The sequence below is a fragment of the Ruegeria sp. SAZD013 genome, assembly GCF_059612525.1.
Genome location: NZ_JBXWQT010000021.1, coordinates 14,550 through 30,668, shown reverse-complemented (window position 1 = coordinate 30,668; position 16,119 = coordinate 14,550). Strand labels below are relative to the sequence as shown.

Annotated in this window: 19 protein-coding genes; 11 read left to right on the top strand and 8 right to left on the bottom strand. The window is 59.5% G+C overall.

Going from position 1 to position 16,119, the window contains the following annotated elements:
- Positions 1-32: 32 nt before the first annotated feature.
- On the bottom strand, positions 33-881 hold the full coding sequence (locus AC2FLU_RS11730; protein ID WP_496808217.1) for a CE1 family esterase: 849 nt from the start codon (positions 879-881) through the stop codon (positions 33-35).
- Positions 882-1,007: 126 nt separating this feature from the next.
- Between AC2FLU_RS11730 and acpS the strand changes: the two genes are divergently transcribed.
- The 4 genes from acpS to AC2FLU_RS11710 all read left to right on the top strand — a co-directional run bounded on the left by acpS (position 1,008) and on the right by AC2FLU_RS11710 (position 3,634).
- Positions 1,008-1,427, top strand: a complete 420-nt coding sequence (gene acpS / locus AC2FLU_RS11725) for a holo-ACP synthase (RefSeq protein ID WP_209506227.1) — start codon at positions 1,008-1,010, stop codon at positions 1,425-1,427.
- Positions 1,428-1,489: 62 nt separating this feature from the next.
- Positions 1,490-2,329, top strand: a complete 840-nt coding sequence (lepB, locus tag AC2FLU_RS11720; RefSeq protein WP_480473873.1) for a signal peptidase I — start codon at positions 1,490-1,492, stop codon at positions 2,327-2,329.
- Positions 2,326-3,003 carry a ribonuclease III gene (gene rnc / locus AC2FLU_RS11715; protein WP_480473871.1) on the top strand — a complete coding sequence of 226 codons (678 nt, stop codon included), beginning with the start codon at positions 2,326-2,328 and terminating at the stop codon, positions 3,001-3,003. Before lepB ends, rnc begins: the two co-directional genes overlap by 4 nt.
- 154 nt (positions 3,004-3,157) lie before the next feature.
- On the top strand, positions 3,158-3,634 hold the full coding sequence (locus AC2FLU_RS11710) for a hypothetical protein (RefSeq protein ID WP_480473869.1): 477 nt from the start codon (positions 3,158-3,160) through the stop codon (positions 3,632-3,634).
- A gap of 51 nt (positions 3,635-3,685) precedes the next feature.
- Here the strand turns inward: AC2FLU_RS11710 and AC2FLU_RS11705 are convergent, their stop codons facing one another.
- Positions 3,686-5,068, bottom strand: coding sequence for a multicopper oxidase family protein (locus tag AC2FLU_RS11705; RefSeq protein WP_496808218.1), 1,383 nt, complete (start codon positions 5,066-5,068; stop codon positions 3,686-3,688).
- On the opposite strand from AC2FLU_RS11705, the gene AC2FLU_RS11700 reads away from it, so the two are divergent.
- The 5 genes from AC2FLU_RS11700 to recO all read left to right on the top strand — a co-directional run bounded on the left by AC2FLU_RS11700 (position 5,067) and on the right by recO (position 8,389).
- On the top strand, positions 5,067-5,195 hold the full coding sequence (locus AC2FLU_RS11700) for a hypothetical protein (RefSeq protein WP_480494628.1): 129 nt from the start codon (positions 5,067-5,069) through the stop codon (positions 5,193-5,195). The genes AC2FLU_RS11705 and AC2FLU_RS11700 overlap by 2 nt on opposite strands.
- 33 nt (positions 5,196-5,228) lie before the next feature.
- A complete protein-coding gene (era, locus tag AC2FLU_RS11695) occupies positions 5,229-6,137 on the top strand; it encodes a GTPase Era (RefSeq protein ID WP_480519479.1) in 909 nt (302 codons plus the stop codon).
- A complete protein-coding gene (locus AC2FLU_RS11690) occupies positions 6,134-6,463 on the top strand; it encodes a DUF1491 family protein (protein ID WP_209598772.1) in 330 nt (109 codons plus the stop codon). Before era ends, AC2FLU_RS11690 begins: the two co-directional genes overlap by 4 nt.
- Positions 6,464-6,586: 123 nt before the next feature.
- Positions 6,587-7,483, top strand: a complete 897-nt coding sequence (locus AC2FLU_RS11685) for an ankyrin repeat domain-containing protein (protein WP_496808219.1) — start codon at positions 6,587-6,589, stop codon at positions 7,481-7,483.
- 180 nt (positions 7,484-7,663) lie between these two features.
- A complete protein-coding gene (gene recO / locus AC2FLU_RS11680; protein WP_480473864.1) occupies positions 7,664-8,389 on the top strand; it encodes a DNA repair protein RecO in 726 nt (241 codons plus the stop codon).
- On the opposite strand, the gene AC2FLU_RS11675 is transcribed toward recO, so the two are convergent.
- From AC2FLU_RS11675 to AC2FLU_RS11665, 3 genes are all read right to left on the bottom strand, one after another.
- On the bottom strand, positions 8,373-8,765 hold the full coding sequence (locus tag AC2FLU_RS11675; protein ID WP_480507408.1) for an META domain-containing protein: 393 nt from the start codon (positions 8,763-8,765) through the stop codon (positions 8,373-8,375). The two genes, recO and AC2FLU_RS11675, sit on opposite strands and share 17 nt — an antisense overlap.
- Positions 8,766-8,805: 40 nt before the next feature.
- Entirely contained in the window at positions 8,806-9,360 is a 555-nt protein-coding gene (locus tag AC2FLU_RS11670) for a hypothetical protein (protein ID WP_480624137.1), read from the bottom strand.
- Positions 9,361-9,612: 252 nt separating this feature from the next.
- Positions 9,613-11,304, bottom strand: a complete 1,692-nt coding sequence (locus AC2FLU_RS11665) for an acyl-CoA dehydrogenase family protein (protein ID WP_480519489.1) — start codon at positions 11,302-11,304, stop codon at positions 9,613-9,615.
- Positions 11,305-11,448: 144 nt separating this feature from the next.
- Between AC2FLU_RS11665 and AC2FLU_RS11660 the strand changes: the two genes are divergently transcribed.
- The gene (locus AC2FLU_RS11660; RefSeq protein WP_480519491.1) at positions 11,449-12,213 is read left to right on the top strand and encodes a sulfite exporter TauE/SafE family protein; all 765 of its coding nucleotides are present in this window, start codon (positions 11,449-11,451) and stop codon (positions 12,211-12,213) included.
- Positions 12,214-12,217: 4 nt separating this feature from the next.
- On the opposite strand, the gene AC2FLU_RS11655 is transcribed toward AC2FLU_RS11660, so the two are convergent.
- The 3 genes from AC2FLU_RS11655 to AC2FLU_RS11645 form a co-directional block, all read right to left on the bottom strand.
- Positions 12,218-12,763: a hypothetical protein gene (locus tag AC2FLU_RS11655; protein ID WP_480473859.1), complete on the bottom strand. Its 546-nt coding sequence runs from the start codon at positions 12,761-12,763 to the stop codon at positions 12,218-12,220.
- A 33-nt stretch (positions 12,764-12,796) separates the two neighbouring features.
- Positions 12,797-13,183 carry a hypothetical protein gene (locus AC2FLU_RS11650; RefSeq protein ID WP_480473858.1) on the bottom strand — a complete coding sequence of 129 codons (387 nt, stop codon included), beginning with the start codon at positions 13,181-13,183 and terminating at the stop codon, positions 12,797-12,799.
- A gap of 283 nt (positions 13,184-13,466) precedes the next feature.
- Complete coding sequence (locus AC2FLU_RS11645) at positions 13,467-15,065, bottom strand: phosphoenolpyruvate carboxykinase (protein WP_496811987.1); 1,599 nt, start codon at positions 15,063-15,065, stop codon at positions 13,467-13,469.
- A 345-nt stretch (positions 15,066-15,410) separates the two neighbouring features.
- Between AC2FLU_RS11645 and AC2FLU_RS11640 the strand changes: the two genes are divergently transcribed.
- Positions 15,411-16,115 (top strand): response regulator transcription factor, encoded by a 705-nt coding sequence (locus AC2FLU_RS11640; protein ID WP_267364197.1) that lies wholly within the window; start codon positions 15,411-15,413, stop codon positions 16,113-16,115.
- The last annotated feature ends 4 nt before the right edge of the window (positions 16,116-16,119 follow it).

Sequence of the window (16,119 nt, the reverse complement as noted above, 5' to 3'; positions counted from 1 at the left end):
CAAATTGATTTCGGCAAATGCCTGTGGAGGCGCTAGGGCGCGCTCGAGATTTCCAGAAACCATTCCGCAACAGCATTTGCCCAACCGGGTTGCCTGCCGTGACCATGTGGCCCCAGCGACAGGGTGACAGAGCCGTTCTGACACTCGGTCCACTTCTTTCGCCAGGTTGCACCTTCTGTTGAAACACTGTTCGCCATCTGCCCGCATCCATTGGTTCTGGTCAGAATTTCAATGGATTTCAAAACGCTACCCTGTTCGAAATCATAGTCCCCAAAGGTCACAAAACGCCCTTCCAGCGGGACGGTCCGGTCTGCAAATCCGTGGGAATGATGCATGTGAACTGGGCCGCTGCACCGCCGCCACATCGGCTCCCAAAAGGCCCCTGATGCCGAGGCATAGGCAAAGGCAAAGGAATGATCCGTGCAGGCCTTGTCCCAAACCAGTGATCCGCCGCGTGAATACCCCGCCAGCATAATGCGATCTGCGTTCAGGTCGAAACGGGCAATGGCGTCTTCCTTGATCTGCTCCAGCGCGGCCAGATCATCCCGCGGCCAGCGATAGCCATCATGCACCCCCCAATCCAGCGCCTTGGGATTGCCAATGTCGACCTGACCGTTCGGCGCGATAAAGGCGATGCCGCGGTCGGTAAAGGCCGCCGCGAGGCCGGAAAGATTTACGGCTGAATTCGCCGTTGCCCCATAGCCATGCAGATAGATAACAGCTGGCGGCTTGGGCGCGGCATCCGGCAGAACCACCCGATAGGACAACTCTCCAACCTGACAGGGGGTTTCCCCGGTTCCGCAATCCTGTGCAGAAGCGCGTAAAACGGTGCTTACGACAATGCCAGCCACCGCGATTGCCATGAACGGAATTTTCGACATTGCGTCCCCCGCACCAACGAAAAAATTGAACATTCCGGTAAAGTATATCACGGAATGCGGCAACCAACCGCTTGCGTGTGGTCATCAATTGCCGTTGATTGGCCCGACCAGAGAAATGAGAGCCATATGATCCTCGGCATCGGCACAGACCTTGCAAACATCGACCGCATTCAGGGTACGCTCGACCGGTTCGGCGACCGGTTCCGCAACCGTGTCTTTACTGACACCGAACAGCGCAAGGCCGAACGCCGCGCGGATACCGCAGGCACTTATGCCAAACGCTGGGCCGCGAAAGAGGCATGTTCCAAGGCGCTCGGCACCGGCCTGCGCATGGGCATTTCGTGGAAAGACATGGCCGTCACCAACCTGCGCACCGGGCAGCCGGTGATGCATGTCACCGGCTGGGCCGCCGAACGCCTGAACGAACTGACCCCCGCAGGTCACGAGGCGATCATCCACGTCACCCTGACCGATGACCACCCCTGGGCACAGGCCTTTGTCGTGATCGAGGCGCGTCCCCTGCAAGATCACGTCACACAGCCTTGACTTGACCCCATCCCCCCCGCATGTAGCAGCGAAGCCAAGCACAGAGAACTGGAGAGAGCAGTATGGCCGAGGAAGCCAAAACCGGAAGCGGCGTCTGGGAAACGATCAAGACCATCGTCTATGCCCTGCTGATCGCGGGCGTGTTCCGGACCCTCTTCTTTCAACCGTTCTGGATTCCGTCCGGTTCGATGAAGCAGACGCTGCTGATCGGCGATTTCCTCTTCGTCAACAAGATGGCCTACGGCTATTCCTACGCCTCATGTCCCAGCCTGATCATCCCCAGTGTCGGCCTGAATATCGACGCCGAAGATCTCTGTGGCTGGATGCAGGGCGACGACGGAAGCCGCATCTGGGGCGGCGATCCCGTGCGCGGTGACGTCATTGTCTTCCGCCACCCGGTCAGCGGACGTGACTATATCAAGCGCCTGATCGGCCTGCCGGGCGACCGCATTCAGGTCCGCGAAGGGCAGATCATCCTCAACGGCACACCGGTTCCGCAGCAGCCTGACGGCATATTCACCGAAATCGCCGAACCACAGGGCCCGCAACGACTGCGCCCACGCTGTGAAAACGGCCCCGTCGGTGTTGGCGGCGCCTGTGAAAAGTCGCGCCTGATCGAAACCCTGCCCAACGGCGTCACCTATGACGTGCTGAATATCGGCAATCAGGGCTCGGACAATACCGGCATCTATACCGTGCCCGAGGGCCATTATTTCTTCATGGGCGACAACCGCGACAACTCGGCTGACAGCCGCCTGCCGCAATCCGCTGGCGGGGTTGGCTATGTGCCCTACGAAAACCTGATCGGCCGTGCCGACCGGATCATGTTCTCGTCCGCCGGCCGGTCGATGCTGTTCTTCTGGACCTGGCGCGGGGATCGCTTCTTCAAGGCGGTCAATTGAAGCTCTCAGCCGAGATAAAGGCGTTTCAGCAGCGTTTGGGGTATGAATTTGCCAACCCCGAGCTGCTGGTGCGTGCGCTGACCCACGGCTCGGTCTCATCGTCGACCCGGCCCGACAATCAGCGGCTTGAATTTCTGGGCGACCGGGTGCTGGGTCTTGTCATGGCCACCGCGCTGCTTGAGGCCGACAAGAAAGCCTCCGAAGGCCAGCTTGCGCCCCGGTTCAACGCTCTGGTCCGGAAAGAGGCCTGCGCAGATGTCGCCCGCCAGATCGATCTGGGCGCGGTGCTGAAACTGGGCCGGTCCGAGATGCTCTCGGGTGGGCGCCGCAAACAGGCGCTGCTGGGCGACGCGATGGAGGCGGTGATTGCCGCCATCTACCGCGACGCCGGGTTCGAAGCCGCCCGCGATGTCATCCTCGCCCTCTGGGGCGACCGCATCCACAAGGTCGAGGCCGACGCCCGCGACGCCAAAACCGCGCTTCAGGAATGGGCGCAGGCGCGCGGCCAGAAACCACCCAGCTATGTCGAGGTCAAACGCAGCGGCCCCGACCACGCCCCCGTCTTCACAATCGCCGCCCGCCTTCAGGACGGAACCGAGGCACAAGCCACCGCAGGCTCCAAGCGCCAGGCCGAACAGGCGGCCGCCAAGGCGTTGCTGGATCGGGTCAGCTGATCGGTGCTGCCGCCCGGCTTGTCACAAGTTTCAATCAAACTTGAAGACTATAGCCGCCACGACCCGAGACATGTATCTGGGTGTTAGCTGCTTTGGCATCAGTCTGACTGCGACAGGTCAAAGCACTTGAGAAACAACGGATAAAGGCAATCCAATGCAACGTGCAAAACTCTCGCTCGTCAATATCGGCTTTCTGTTCATTGCCGGGTTTGTGGCAACCATGGCCTTCGATTTCTGGGGGCAGGTCGTCAGCCCAGGCATCGGCTGGGCCAACCTGTCACCCGAAGGTCTGGCGCAGAGTTTGCTGTCCAGTCTGGGCCTTCCCAGCAACGCTTTTCTGGGTTTCTTCGTACATTTCTACATTGTCGGCCTGATTGCCTATCCTTTGGGCTGGTTCCTTGTTTTCCAGCCAATCTGGGTCAAGGTTCTGGGCCCGGTCCACATGTTTGTTGCCTCGGCAATCTATGGTTTCGGTCTGTGGGTATTTGCTATCGGAGGTGTCACGACCTTTGCAGGTCTGCCGCCGTTCCTGAACTTTGTCGGCATCACATGGGTCGCGCTGATCGGACACGTTTTGTACGGCATCGTGTTTGTGGCCGTGCTGAACCCCATCCTGCGACGTCACCCGTGATCTGATCCGTTCAACCCGCCGGTCCGGTGTCGGGCCGACGGGTTTCATCGTTCAAACCACCCGGATGAACCCGGTCAGCCCGGTTTTCTGATGTTCGATCACATGGCAATGAAACGCCCAGTCGCCGGGGTTGTCCGCCACCAGCGCTATATCCGCCACCTCATCCTTCAACAGCAGCATCGTGTCCGTCATCAGCGGAGGCAGGGTGCGCAGGTTGGATCGCAGCGGCACGAAGGCCAGCCCGTGCAGGTGGATCGGATGCAGGTTCGGCGACTCGTTGCGCAACCGCAGGACATAACTTTTTCCCTGTTCCAATACTGCCAGCGGCCCGGTGCCTTGCGCCGCATCACCCGGCCAGGGTTTGCGGTTGATCGACCAGAAACTATACCCCAGCGTGCCGCAGAACCCGTCATTCGGGGCACCGCCCTCCGGCGTCCAGCCAAAGACGAACTCATGCAATTCCGCACGATCCGGATCGGGGCGCGCAACGGGATTTGCCCGCAGCGGGCGCAGCTCTCTCAGATCGCGCGCCGCTGATGTGCCAGTCGCCTGCAAGCGCGCCATGGCGCGGTGCGGCTGGCCGGGAAACTTGGCCATCAGGTCCGCCGTCTGCCCTTCGCCCTCGGGCATCCGGACGGCAAAATCCACCCGCTGACCGGGGCCCAGCAACAGCGGTTCATCCGCCGTTGGCACCGGTAGGTCGATCTCGACCGGATGCCCGTCCCACGCGATGATCCGGGTCTCGGCCCCCTCGGGATGCAGCTTGTAGATGCGGGTCGTGTCCGTGTTGACCACCCGCAGCCGCACCAGACTGCCCGCCGCATGCTCATAGACCGCCTCGCTCTGCCAGTTGGCGGTCTGCACTGTACCAAACGTGCCCGCCCGCGCCGCACCCCGCGCCGTATAGGCAGGCAGGAACGCGTCATCCTCGTCCAGACGGAAATCCCGCAGATTGATCACCTGTTCGCTGTCGAACCCCGGCTCGTCCGGCTCGGCAATCACCATCACGCCGGTCAGCCCGCGCGCCATCTGCTCCATCGTCATGCAATGGGGGTGGTACCAGTAGGTCCCCGCATCCGGTGGCGTGAACTCATAGGTAAAGCGCTCACCCTCGCCGATGGGCATCTGGGTCAGGTAAGGCACCCCGTCCATCTCGTTGCGAATGCGCAGCCCGTGCCAGTGCATCGAAGTGTAATCCGGCAGCGTATTGCGCACACTCAGCCGCATAGGCTCGCCCTGTCGCCCAAACAGAACCGGCGGCGGCGCATCGGGCGAGAGGCTGACCATCCCCGCGGTAAGCTGTTCTCGCAGCCGGTAACTGGCGGGTTGCAGCACCAGTTCCTGTGCTGCATCACCTGCCGCCAGCGACCATCCGCCCAACCCAAACGCACCTGCGGCGGCGCCGCTTCCAAGAAGAAACTCGCGACGTTTCATGACAACCTCATTGAAAGGATTTGCGGCCGGGCTGGAACTGGCTGGGCACCTGCGCCTGTCCTGCCACCGCAAACGCAGGGCCGCAATGCGACAAATCCCTCTGGCCCGCCGCCCCTTTCTGCTATAGGGGGGCGCAGTTGCAGACAGGATTGCCAGACACATGACCACACGCGCCGGATTTATCGCCCTGATCGGAGAGCCCAACGCAGGCAAATCCACCCTCCTGAACCGCATGGTCGGGGCAAAGGTCTCGATCGTGACCCATAAGGTGCAGACCACACGCGCCCGTATCCGGGGCGTTGCGATGGAAGGCGATGCGCAACTGGTCTTTGTGGACACGCCCGGCCTGTTCAAACCGCGCCGCCGTCTGGACCGTGCCATGGTCGCCGCCGCCTGGGGCGGGGCCGCCGATGCCGATATCGTCGTGCTGATGGTCGAGGCGCATCGCGGCATCACCGAAGGGGTCGAACGCATCCTCGAAGGGCTGGCCGAGATCGGGCAGGGCCGCACCATCGCGCTGGCCATCAACAAGATCGACAAGGTGCCGTCCGAGAAACTGCTGGCCCTGACCAGCGACCTGAACGCGCGCTACCCCTTTGCCGAAACCTTCATGATCTCGGCCGAGAAAGGCCACGGCGTCGACGACCTGCGCAAATGGCTGGCGGGAGAATTGCCCGAGGGGCCGTGGCTTTATCCCGAAGATCAGATCGCCGATCTGCCCCTGCGCATGATCGCCGCTGAGATGACGCGCGAGAAGCTGACCCTGCGCCTGCATCAGGAACTGCCCTATCAGCTGACGGTCGAGACCGAGACCTGGGAAGAACGCAAGGACGGCTCGGCCAGAATCGATCAGATCATCTATGTCATGCGCGACGGTCACAAGGGCATCGTTCTCGGCAAGAAGGGCGAGACGATCAAGGCCGTCAGTCAGGCGGCACGGGCGGAACTGGAAGAGTTCCTCGACCGCAAGATCCACCTGTTCCTGCAAGTGAAAGTCCGGCCCAACTGGCTTGAGGAATCCGAGCGCTATTCGGAAATGGGTCTGGATTTCAAAGACGGCAACGCATGACCCGCCTGACCGCCGATTTCTGGGTTCACGCCTATCTGGCGCGGCTCCGGTTTCAGGAAATCCCCGCCTTTGTTGTGGCCCATGGCGACGACACCGCGGGCGCGGTTCTGGTCAAGCTCAACACGCTCGACGGGCAGGCCACCGCCTTTCAACGCAGCTTTGATCTGATGAGCGGTGAACGCACATGGGTCGAACTTTCCTCTGGCCCCGAGGGCGACGTGGATCATGCCATCCAGCGCCAGCGCAGCTTTGACCCCGACCTCTGGGTGATCGAGGTTGAAGACCGGCAAGGCCGACACCTGCTGGGCGAAGAGGGGCTGGAGTAGCGGGCCAGACGCATGTCGGCTTTGAGGCCAGAGCGGAAGCCATGCATTGTTAATCCACAATTGTTTGGAAAAAGCGACTCTAGTGTTACAATGGACAAAATAGAAATCGGAGGAAGCACGTAGATGCCGTTAGGTCGCTTCTCGATCGCCCGATTTGTTTGCTTGCTGGTTCTGTTGCCGGGCGTGGCGGTCGCTCAAGAACTGGTGCAATTTGCCCGCTCGGGCGATTTGACAGCTCTTCAAGCCGCATTGCCCGAAGGATCAGAGCCAGACCCCGACCAGTTGGTTCTGCCGCTCTATTTAGCATCTCAGCGTGGACATAAAGACATAGTGACTTATTTGTTGTCGCTGGGTGCAAATGCCGATTCAGCCACTGATTTCGGCACGGCGTTGGGCATTGCCGCCCGGAACAACTCGACAGAGATTGTTGAGTCCCTTCTTGCTGCAGGGGCCGACCCGAACTTACCCGGCGGCGAAGATGGCAAGATGCCACTACATCACGCAGCGGAGCGCGGTGCGCTCGGTACCGCACAGGTGCTGGTAGATAATGGAGCGGATGTGAACGCAGTTTCGCCAGACTCGGGCTTTTCTGCCGTGCATTTTGCGGCGTCGAAGGAGCGAACCGACATGGTCGCATTTTTGGAGAACGCTGGTGCCGCGCCAGCGCCTGTCGATGCGCTCAGCCCGGGCGAGCTCGAAGAGGCCGACATTGAGAAGGGACGCCTGATTGCAATTGAGTGCGGTGGTTGTCACAACATGGCCGCCGGCGCTACTGATTGGCACCAATTTCCCGCACCCAACTTATTTGGTGTTGTTGATCGGCCTAAAGCTTCGCTAGAGGGCTTCCCCTATTCCAAAGCGATGCTATCTCAAAGCGGGCGTTGGACAGTTGAGGAACTCAACATTTTTCTTGCCGACCCGTACAATGTCATCCCCGGTACGACAATGAGCCGCGGCGCTTTATCAGACCGGGCTTCGAGAATCGCGATCATTGCCCACCTGAGCCGCCTGAGGCAATAAGACCGGTTAGTGACGCGAATAACTCCAAAGGACCGCTTCGTCCGCATAGATGCCCAGCCCCCTGCCGTCGGACCAAGCGTTTCACCTATCTTTCCGCGTTTGATGCGCAAAACCATTGCAGAACGGAACCCTTCACGATTTTCTGGGAACACCACAACTTATCACGGACAGGACCCCGAATTGGACTGGCGCGATCACGGCATCCTACTGACCTCTCGCCGCCACGGCGAAACCTCGGCGATTATCGAGGTCTTTACCGAATCCCACGGGCGTCATGCTGGTGTGGTGCGGGGCGGGACCAGCCGCAAGATCGCACCCATCCTGCAACCCGGCGCGCAACTGGATGTGCTGTGGCGTGCGCGGCTGGAGGAACATATCGGCACCTTTCAGGTCGAACCCCTGCGCTCGCGCGCGGCGGCGGCGTTTTCCGGGCGGCTGGCCCTGTCCGGGCTGAACGCCGTCGTGTCGCTTTTGTCCTTCTGCCTGCCCGAGCGGGAAGCGCACCCGGCGCTCTATACCCGAACCGAGCGGTTGATGGACCTGTTGGGACAGGATGAGATCTGGCCGCTGGCCTACCTGCGATGGGAACTGGCGTTGCTGGACGAACTTGGCTTTGGCCTTGACCTGACCGCCTGCGCCGCGACCGGCACGACCGAGGGGCTGGTCTATGTGTCGCCCAAGACCGGGCGCGCCGTCAGTGCCAAAGGGGTCGGGGAATGGGCAGACAAGATGTTGCCGCTGCCGCCCTGTCTGCGGGGTGAAGGCACCGCGCCGGATGCCGAGATTGCCGAAGCTTTGCGCACAACCGGATATTTCCTGAACCACCGCGTCGCCCCCGCGCTGGGGCATAACCCACTGCCCGAGGCGCGCGCGCGGTTCGTGGATCAGGTCACTCGGCGGCTGTGAACACCATCTCGTGCCCGTCCTCATTGCGCAAGATCAGCACATCACCCGACACTTCGGATTGGGTCATGGCCAAAAGGGCGGCGAAATAGACCCCTTCGGCCTCAAGCCCGGCGCAGGCGGCCCGCGTTGCTCTCAGGTCCTGAATTTCGAACCACGGGTAGGGCGCGTTCAGCGTGCCGTCATAGCTGTTGCAGGGGGCATTTCCGGTTATCCTGCCCTCTTCTGGGAACCGCAGCAGGGCGCTGGCGGCAAAGGGCTGTCCGTCGATTTCCTGCAGCGCCCATGTCCGGTCTGCTGCGCCATAGGCGGCAACGGATTCATCCCTGTCGCATTGAAACAGGGCCATCAAAGGCAGGGTCAGGATCAGGCGTGTCATGGCAGGGTTCTAGCGTATCAGCCGTATCTGCGGAACCGGGTCAGTAGGGCAAAGACCCGTTCAGAAGCCGCTCGCGCACTTCCAGCCGGGGTGCCCAGTTGTATCGCGTATCCTCGCGCACCGGCGCCCAGAACAAGGCACCGCTGTTGCGCCAGGGGTCCAGGATAATGCCATCATACATCGTGTCCCCCTTGGCGCTGATCGATGCCGAATGGTGGATGATGCGAAACGGGGTCGGCGGTGACGTGGCCCAGTGCAGATCCAGCGTCCGGAAATTCTCCTGCCGCAGGCGTTTGGTCATCGCTTCGGCCCAGTCATTGCACAGGCCCTTTTCGCGGAACCCGTTGATGATCTTGGCGTTGTGGATGATCGCCGGGTCGGTGACATTCCAGTCCTGCTTCAGCTGCTGCGAATAGGCATAGGCAATCGTGGCCGCTTGCTGTGCCTCGGCCGGATCGACCTCCGCCCCAAGCCCCCGGATCGATTGCGCCAGCGCGTCCACATCACTCCGGCTCACCGTCGGCTGCGAGGTGGTGCAAGCCGCCAGAGCAAGAGCCGCAAGAACAGCACACATGGCAAGGAAAGGTCGGGTCATGCGGTTTCCCAATAGTTAATTGCGACGTCTCGTGTCCGGTTGATGCTCTACCGGTGAAAGGGGCGGGATCAAAGGGGGAAGTTTTGAAACACGTGGGTCATTTGTGACCGTCACGCGGGCCACGAGGGGCGATGGTTTGCTTTGTACAAAACGTACTCTGCATGGTTCGGACCGCGTACAGATTGTACAAAACAGGAAAAAGACCCGGCGCAAGCGCCGGGCCAGTCGGGGAAACAGGACTGCCGGAATGGGTCACCCGAGCAGACGTCGTGCGATGACCTGTGCCTGAATTTCAGCAGCCCCTTCGAAAATGTTAAGGATACGCGCGTCACACAGAACGCGGCTGATCTTGTATTCCAGCGCAAAGCCGTTGCCGCCATGAATCTGCAACCCGTTGTCCGCCGCAGCCCAGGCCACACGCGCACCAAGCAGCTTGGCCATACCGGCCTCAAGGTCACAGCGCTGGCCGTGATCTTTTTCCCATGCGCTGAAATAGGTCAGCTGACGCGCGATCATGATCTCGACCGCCATCATCGCCAGCTTGCCGGCCACGCGCGGGAAATTGATCAGGGATTTTCCGAACTGCTTGCGGTCGATCGCATATTGCATGGCGATGTCCAGCGCACACTGTGCCACGCCGATGGCGCGGGCGGCGGTCTGGATGCGCGCACTTTCGAAGGTTTCCATCAACTGCTTGAAACCTTTACCTTCTTCTCCGCCCAGCAGGTTCTCACCCTTGACATGGAAGCCGTCAAAACCCAGCTCGTATTCCTTCATGCCGCGATAGCCCAGAACCTCGATCTCGCCACCGGTCATGCCGGGGGTGGGAAAGGGATTCTCGTCAGTGCCCGGTGTCTTTTCCGCCAGGAACATGGACAGGCCGCGGTGGTCGGTGCTGTCGGGGTTGGTCCGAGCCAGCAGGGTCATCACATGGGTCCGCGCGGCGTGGGTGATCCAGGTCTTGTTGCCGGTTATCTTGTAATCGCCATTCGCGTCCTTGACCGCGCGCGTACGCAGGCTGCCAAGGTCTGAACCGGTGTTGGGTTCCGTGAAAACGGCAGTCGGCAGGATCTCGGCGCTGGCAATCTTTGGCAGCCACTGTGCCTTTTGCGCGTCGGTGCCGCCTGCGATGATCAACTCGGCCGCAATCTCGGATCGGGTACCCAGCGAACCAACGCCGATATAGCCGCGCGACAGTTCCTCGGACACCACGCACATTGATGCTTTGGACAGACCGAACCCACCGAATTCCTCGGGGATGGTCAGGCCGAAAACACCCATTTCCGCCAGTTCTTCAATGATTTCCAGCGGAATCAGTTCATCCTTCAGGTGCCAGTCATGCGCGTTTGGTTCGACCTTTTCCTGCGCGTAGCGGCGGAACTGGTCCCGGATCATCTCAAGCTCTTCATCCAGACCAGACGCGCCGAACATCGTAGCTCCGGCCTGATCCTGCATCAGCGCAACCAGACGGCTACGTGCGGCCTGAGAATTGGCCCTTGCCATCAGGGTCTGCACTTCGGTTGACTGAAAGCCCGACAGCGCGTCCCAGCCAAGGCCCATATCCTGAAGACGCACCACCTCGCCCTGGTTCATCGGAATACCGCCCGCCACCTGGTGCAGATATTCGCCAAACGCGATCTGGTGCAGCAACTGCTCGATCTCACCAAATTTGCCATCGGCTTGCAGCGCTTCTGCCCAGCGCTGCATCTGTTGCAGCGACTGCGAATATGTCGCCAGCCAGGCCAGACCATGCGCAGCGGTCTGATTTGCTTCGATCAATGCGCCAGAGACCCGGCCTTCAGCGGTCACCATGCCACGCACGGATGCGCGGGCTTTTTCAAAAACGGCGTCCACAGCAGGCACGGCGGCTCGCGTCAAATCCAGAAGATCGGGCAATACTGCATCAGTTGTCATTTGGGTCATATCCTGTCCGTCATGGGCCATGAATCGCGTCCTTTCCTCGGTCGTCTGGTCATATCATGCTGCACGTGCAGCGCAACAAAAATACTAATTATGCCGTTAAAAAGTTCAAAAATTACCTGAACATTTTTGCAATGCAGAAGAAAATCCAGATGATATCTAGAGGGCATGGACCTGTTTTCCCTTCTGTCGCCGCGAGAGCTGTTACTTGCCATCGCCGTTGCCTTTGCCGCCGGGTGGGTCAAGGGCATGGTTGGATTTGCCATGCCCATGGTGTTTGTATCTGGCCTGAATTCGTTTCTGCCGCCGGATCTGACCTTGGCGGGGCTGATCCTGCCGACCCTTGTCACCAATGGCGTTCAGGCTTTTCGCGGGGGCGCCAGCGCCGCACTCAGCTCTATTCGCCGGTTTCGGGTGTTCCTGGTGGTTGGCGGTATTTTTCTGGTGCTGAGCGCACAGCTGGTCACGCTGGTGCCCGGCTCGGTCTTCCTGCTGCTGATCGGCGCGTTTGTGTCCTTCTTCGCCCTTGTGCAGGTTCTGGGCGTCAGGCTGGTGCTAAATCATCCATCAACCGGTGTTGAGGCCGTTGTTGGCGGTGTCGCCGGGTTCGTGGGTGGCATGTCGGGCATTTGGGGTCCCCCCACAGTTGCATATCTGACGGCCTTGAATACCCCGAAGAAAGAGCAGATCCGAATTCAGGGTGTCATCTATGGATTGGGGGCGGTCATGCTGCTGGCCGCGCATGTCTGGTCCGGTTTTCTGCGCGTGCAAACGGTTCCGTTTTCAGTAATCCTGATCGTTCCTGCCATGCTAGGGATGTGGGTCGGATTGAAACTGCAGGATCGTATCGATCAGGCCAGCTTTCGCAAGGCCACGCTGTTCGTTTTGCTGTTGGCGGGCTTGAACCTACTGCGGCGTGGCCTGATGGGCTGAAGCTCTAGTCCGGTCGCCTGTCTGCAAACCGGAACGCGAAATACAGACCAAGCATCAGAAAGAACAGGCCCGAAATGTCGCCGATCAGGAACGCGATGTACTCAACCGTTGCACTGCCAAAGACCAGATTGGTCAGGCCAGAGACCAGAAAAGATGTGGCTATGCCCACGCCCATAACGCAAACCCAGCAGGGTTTGCGGTTCGGGTTGGGGAACAGGTCCCATCCGACAGCCTTCAGCAGATAGAAAACCGCAGGAACCGTCAGGACGGCGACAGCAATTGCCAGCAGGCGGGTGGGCAGGAAAACATCCGTTCCCGCCAGATAGGCAAAGACGATGAACACACCCGGCAGCAATGCAAATATTGCGCGCCACCCCAACAGCCAGGCCGACAGAACCCGTACGCCATGCGGCAAAAACAGCAGGCTCGCCCGGCTTGGGTATTCCGGAAAAAACACGTTCTGCATTGGCATCAGCACAGCGAAGGTCAGTATCGACGCCAGAACATAAGCCAGTGAAGCCGCAAGGGTGTCAGTCGCCCAGCCGCGCATCGCGATCACATCACCGTGCACGCACGGGGCGCGTCATCTGGGGGCATGAACGATGTACCGCCCGCGATTGGCGCTGCCACTTTGTGAAAGATAGCCTTTTTCGACCAGCGATTTCAGCGCGCGAAAAAACGTTGGGCGCGAAATGCTTTGGACCAGCGTATGCTCGATCAACCCGAACGTACGCACTTCTTGAGTGGATTTTGAAAGCTCTTCCGCGGCGTAATAGATGTCGCGCTCAACCGGAGATAGTTTTTCCAGCCCAAGCGTCCGCTCCATGCTTTGCATCAATTTGCGTAGTTCGGTGAGTTTCGAGATTTCCGTCATGGTGTTACCTGTAGTTTTCTGTGCCAACCGCCGCCTGTCCGCGACCATTTGAACCACACTGATCGCAATACCAACCAGCCAGTCCCATGTTGACACTCATCCCCGTTTACTTAGACTAGAAGCCTGATTAGGTTGCTCAATCCAGCGTTGTGAGTGCGCGCATATGAGCTTCCACAAAGTCCTTTCAGTCAGTGCCCGGCGCGAATGTGCCGGGCTTTTTCGTTTCAACAGTAAATAGGCCTAGCGCAGATCGCACTTTGAAACAACGCACTTGTATGTGCATTTAATGACATACAACTATAAGATGAGTATTTAGCGGACGGCTAAAGAAGCTGCGGATCGGTAAAAAGAAAGGGGCCCAGCGGCCCCTTTTTTTCGTTTATCCGATTGCGACGGCTTTGATGTCGTCATCAATGAAAGGCAGATACTGCTCGAAGTTCTCGGCAAACATCTGCACCAGTTTCTCGGCCTGTTTGTCGAATGCGGCCTGATCATCCCAGGTCCGACGTGGGTCAAGCAGAACTTCGGGGACACCCGGGACAGAGACGGGAACGTCAAAGCCGAAATTGGCGTCCTTGCGGAACTCGGCGTCGCGCAGCGAACCATCCAGCGCTGCGGTCAGCAGGGCACGGGTGGCCTTGATCGGCATCCGGCTGCCGATACCATAGGCGCCACCGGTCCAGCCTGTGTTGACCAGCCAACAGGTCGCGCCGTGTTGGGCGATCTTGTCGCGCAGCAGGTTTCCGTAGACTTCCGGGCGGCGCGGCATGAACGGAGCACCAAAGCAGGTCGAGAAAGTGGGTTGCGGTTCGGTAACGCCTCGCTCGGTCCCGGCCACCTTTGACGTGAAACCCGACAGGAAGTGATACATTGCCTGCGCAGGCGTCAGCCGCGCGATCGGAGGCAGTACACCAAAGGCATCGCAGGTCAGCATAATGATGTTTTTCGGATGCCCACCCAGCGCGCTTTTGGATGCGTTCGAAATATACTCAAGCGGATAGGCGCAACGCATGTTCGCGGTCAGGGAGTCGTCGTCGAAATCCAGTTCCTTGGTCTCAGGGTCAAAGACCATGTTTTCGATCACGGTGCCGAATTTCGAGGTGGTCGCGTAAATCTCCGGCTCGGCTTCGGCGTTCAGGTTGATGGTCTTGGCATAGCAGCCGCCCTCGAAGTTGAAGGTGCCCCGATCCGACCAGCCGTGCTCGTCATCCCCGATCAGCGTGCGCGACGGATCGGCGGACAGGGTTGTCTTGCCAGTGCCGGACAGGCCAAAGAACACGGCGGTGTCGACCGCGTTGCCGACAGCATGGTTGGCCGAGCAGTGCATCGGCATCACGCCTTTTTCTGGCAGCATGTAGTTCAGCAGGGTGAATACGGATTTCTTGTTTTCACCTGCATATTCGGTGCCGCCGATCAGGATCAGCTTGCGGTCGAAGTTCAGCGCGATCACCGTTTCGCTGCTGCAGTTATGCTTGGCCGGGTCAGCCTTGAAGCTAGGGCAGTTGATGATGGTGAAGTCTGCGGTGAACTCGTCCAGATCCTCGCGGTCGGGACGGCGCAACAGGTGGCGGATGAACAGGTTGTGCCAGGCAAGCTCGGTCACCATGCGCACGTTGATTGCGTAGGTTGGATCGGCGCCCCCGACGAGGTCCTGCACGAAATAGTCACGGCCTTTCATATGCGCCAGCATGTCTTGGTAGAGGGCGTCAAATCCCTCCGGCGTCATCTCGGCATTGTTTTCCCACCAGATGGTGTCGGCCACGCTGCTGGTTTTGACGACATGCTTGTCCTTGGGCGAGCGACCGGTGAACTTGCCAGTGGTGACCAGAAAGGCACCGCCATTTCCAAGTGTACCTTCGCCGCGCTTCAACGCTTCTTCGATCAGCGCCGGTTCCATGAAGTTATAATAGACATTGCCCAGACCCTCGATGCCCTGATCCTCGAGGCGGAATTGCGGGTTAACCCGTCCAGATGTCATGTGTGTCTTCTCCTGTGGCGGCGCCGGGGCTTTGGGCCCTGAGGCGCCTTTGGGGCAGTGTACCGGGAAAACCGGCGGCTGAGCGCGTCTTATCATGGTCGTTCAGGACATGAACAGGCGGGTTTGACGCAGTTAGCGCAACCAAGCTCGGGTTTAGCGCCATCAAAAATTCGATGACCGAGAACCTGGCATATTTTTGCGGGCATAAAGGCAAATTTGCCGCAGACCTGCCGCAACAAAGGCACGATTCGCAGTTACGGATTGATTCGGCGTCTTAAAACCGCCAACAATGCCTTACAAATAAGCGAATTATTGCGCGAGTGAGCAGGAATAGGGGTGAGCCCGATGTCAAAGATTGCACTTGTGGATGACGATAGAAACATTCTGACGTCTGTATCCATGACACTCGAAGCCGAAGGTTTCGAGGTTGAAACTTATAATGATGGCCAGGCCGCGTTGGATGCGTTCAACAAGAAGTTGCCGGACATGGCCGTGCTCGATATAAAGATGCCGCGTATGGATGGCATGGATCTGCTACAGCGGCTGCGTCAGAAAACGCAGATGCCGGTGATCTTTCTGACCTCGAAAGATGATGAAATCGACGAGGTTCTGGGTCTGCGCATGGGCGCGGATGACTATGTAAAAAAGCCCTTCTCGCAACGGTTGCTGGTTGAGCGCATCCGCGCGCTGCTGCGCCGGCAAGAAGCAACAAGCGGCGACGCGATCGCTGCCAATAGCAATGACACAAAGGTTATGGAACGCGGCGACTTGCGGATGGACCCGCTGCGCCATGCAGTCAGCTGGAAAGGGAATGATGTATCCCTGACCGTGACCGAATTCCTGCTTCTTCAGGCACTTGCCCAGCGTCCGGGTTTCGTCAAAAGCCGCGACCAGCTGATGGATGTGGCCTATGATGATCAGGTTTATGTGGATGACCGGACGATCGACAGCCACATCAAGCGTCTGCGCAAGAAGATGCGCGCGGCTGATCCCGAGTTTTCGGCGATCGAAACCCTTTATGGTATCGGTTACCGGTACAACGAAGAATAGGCGC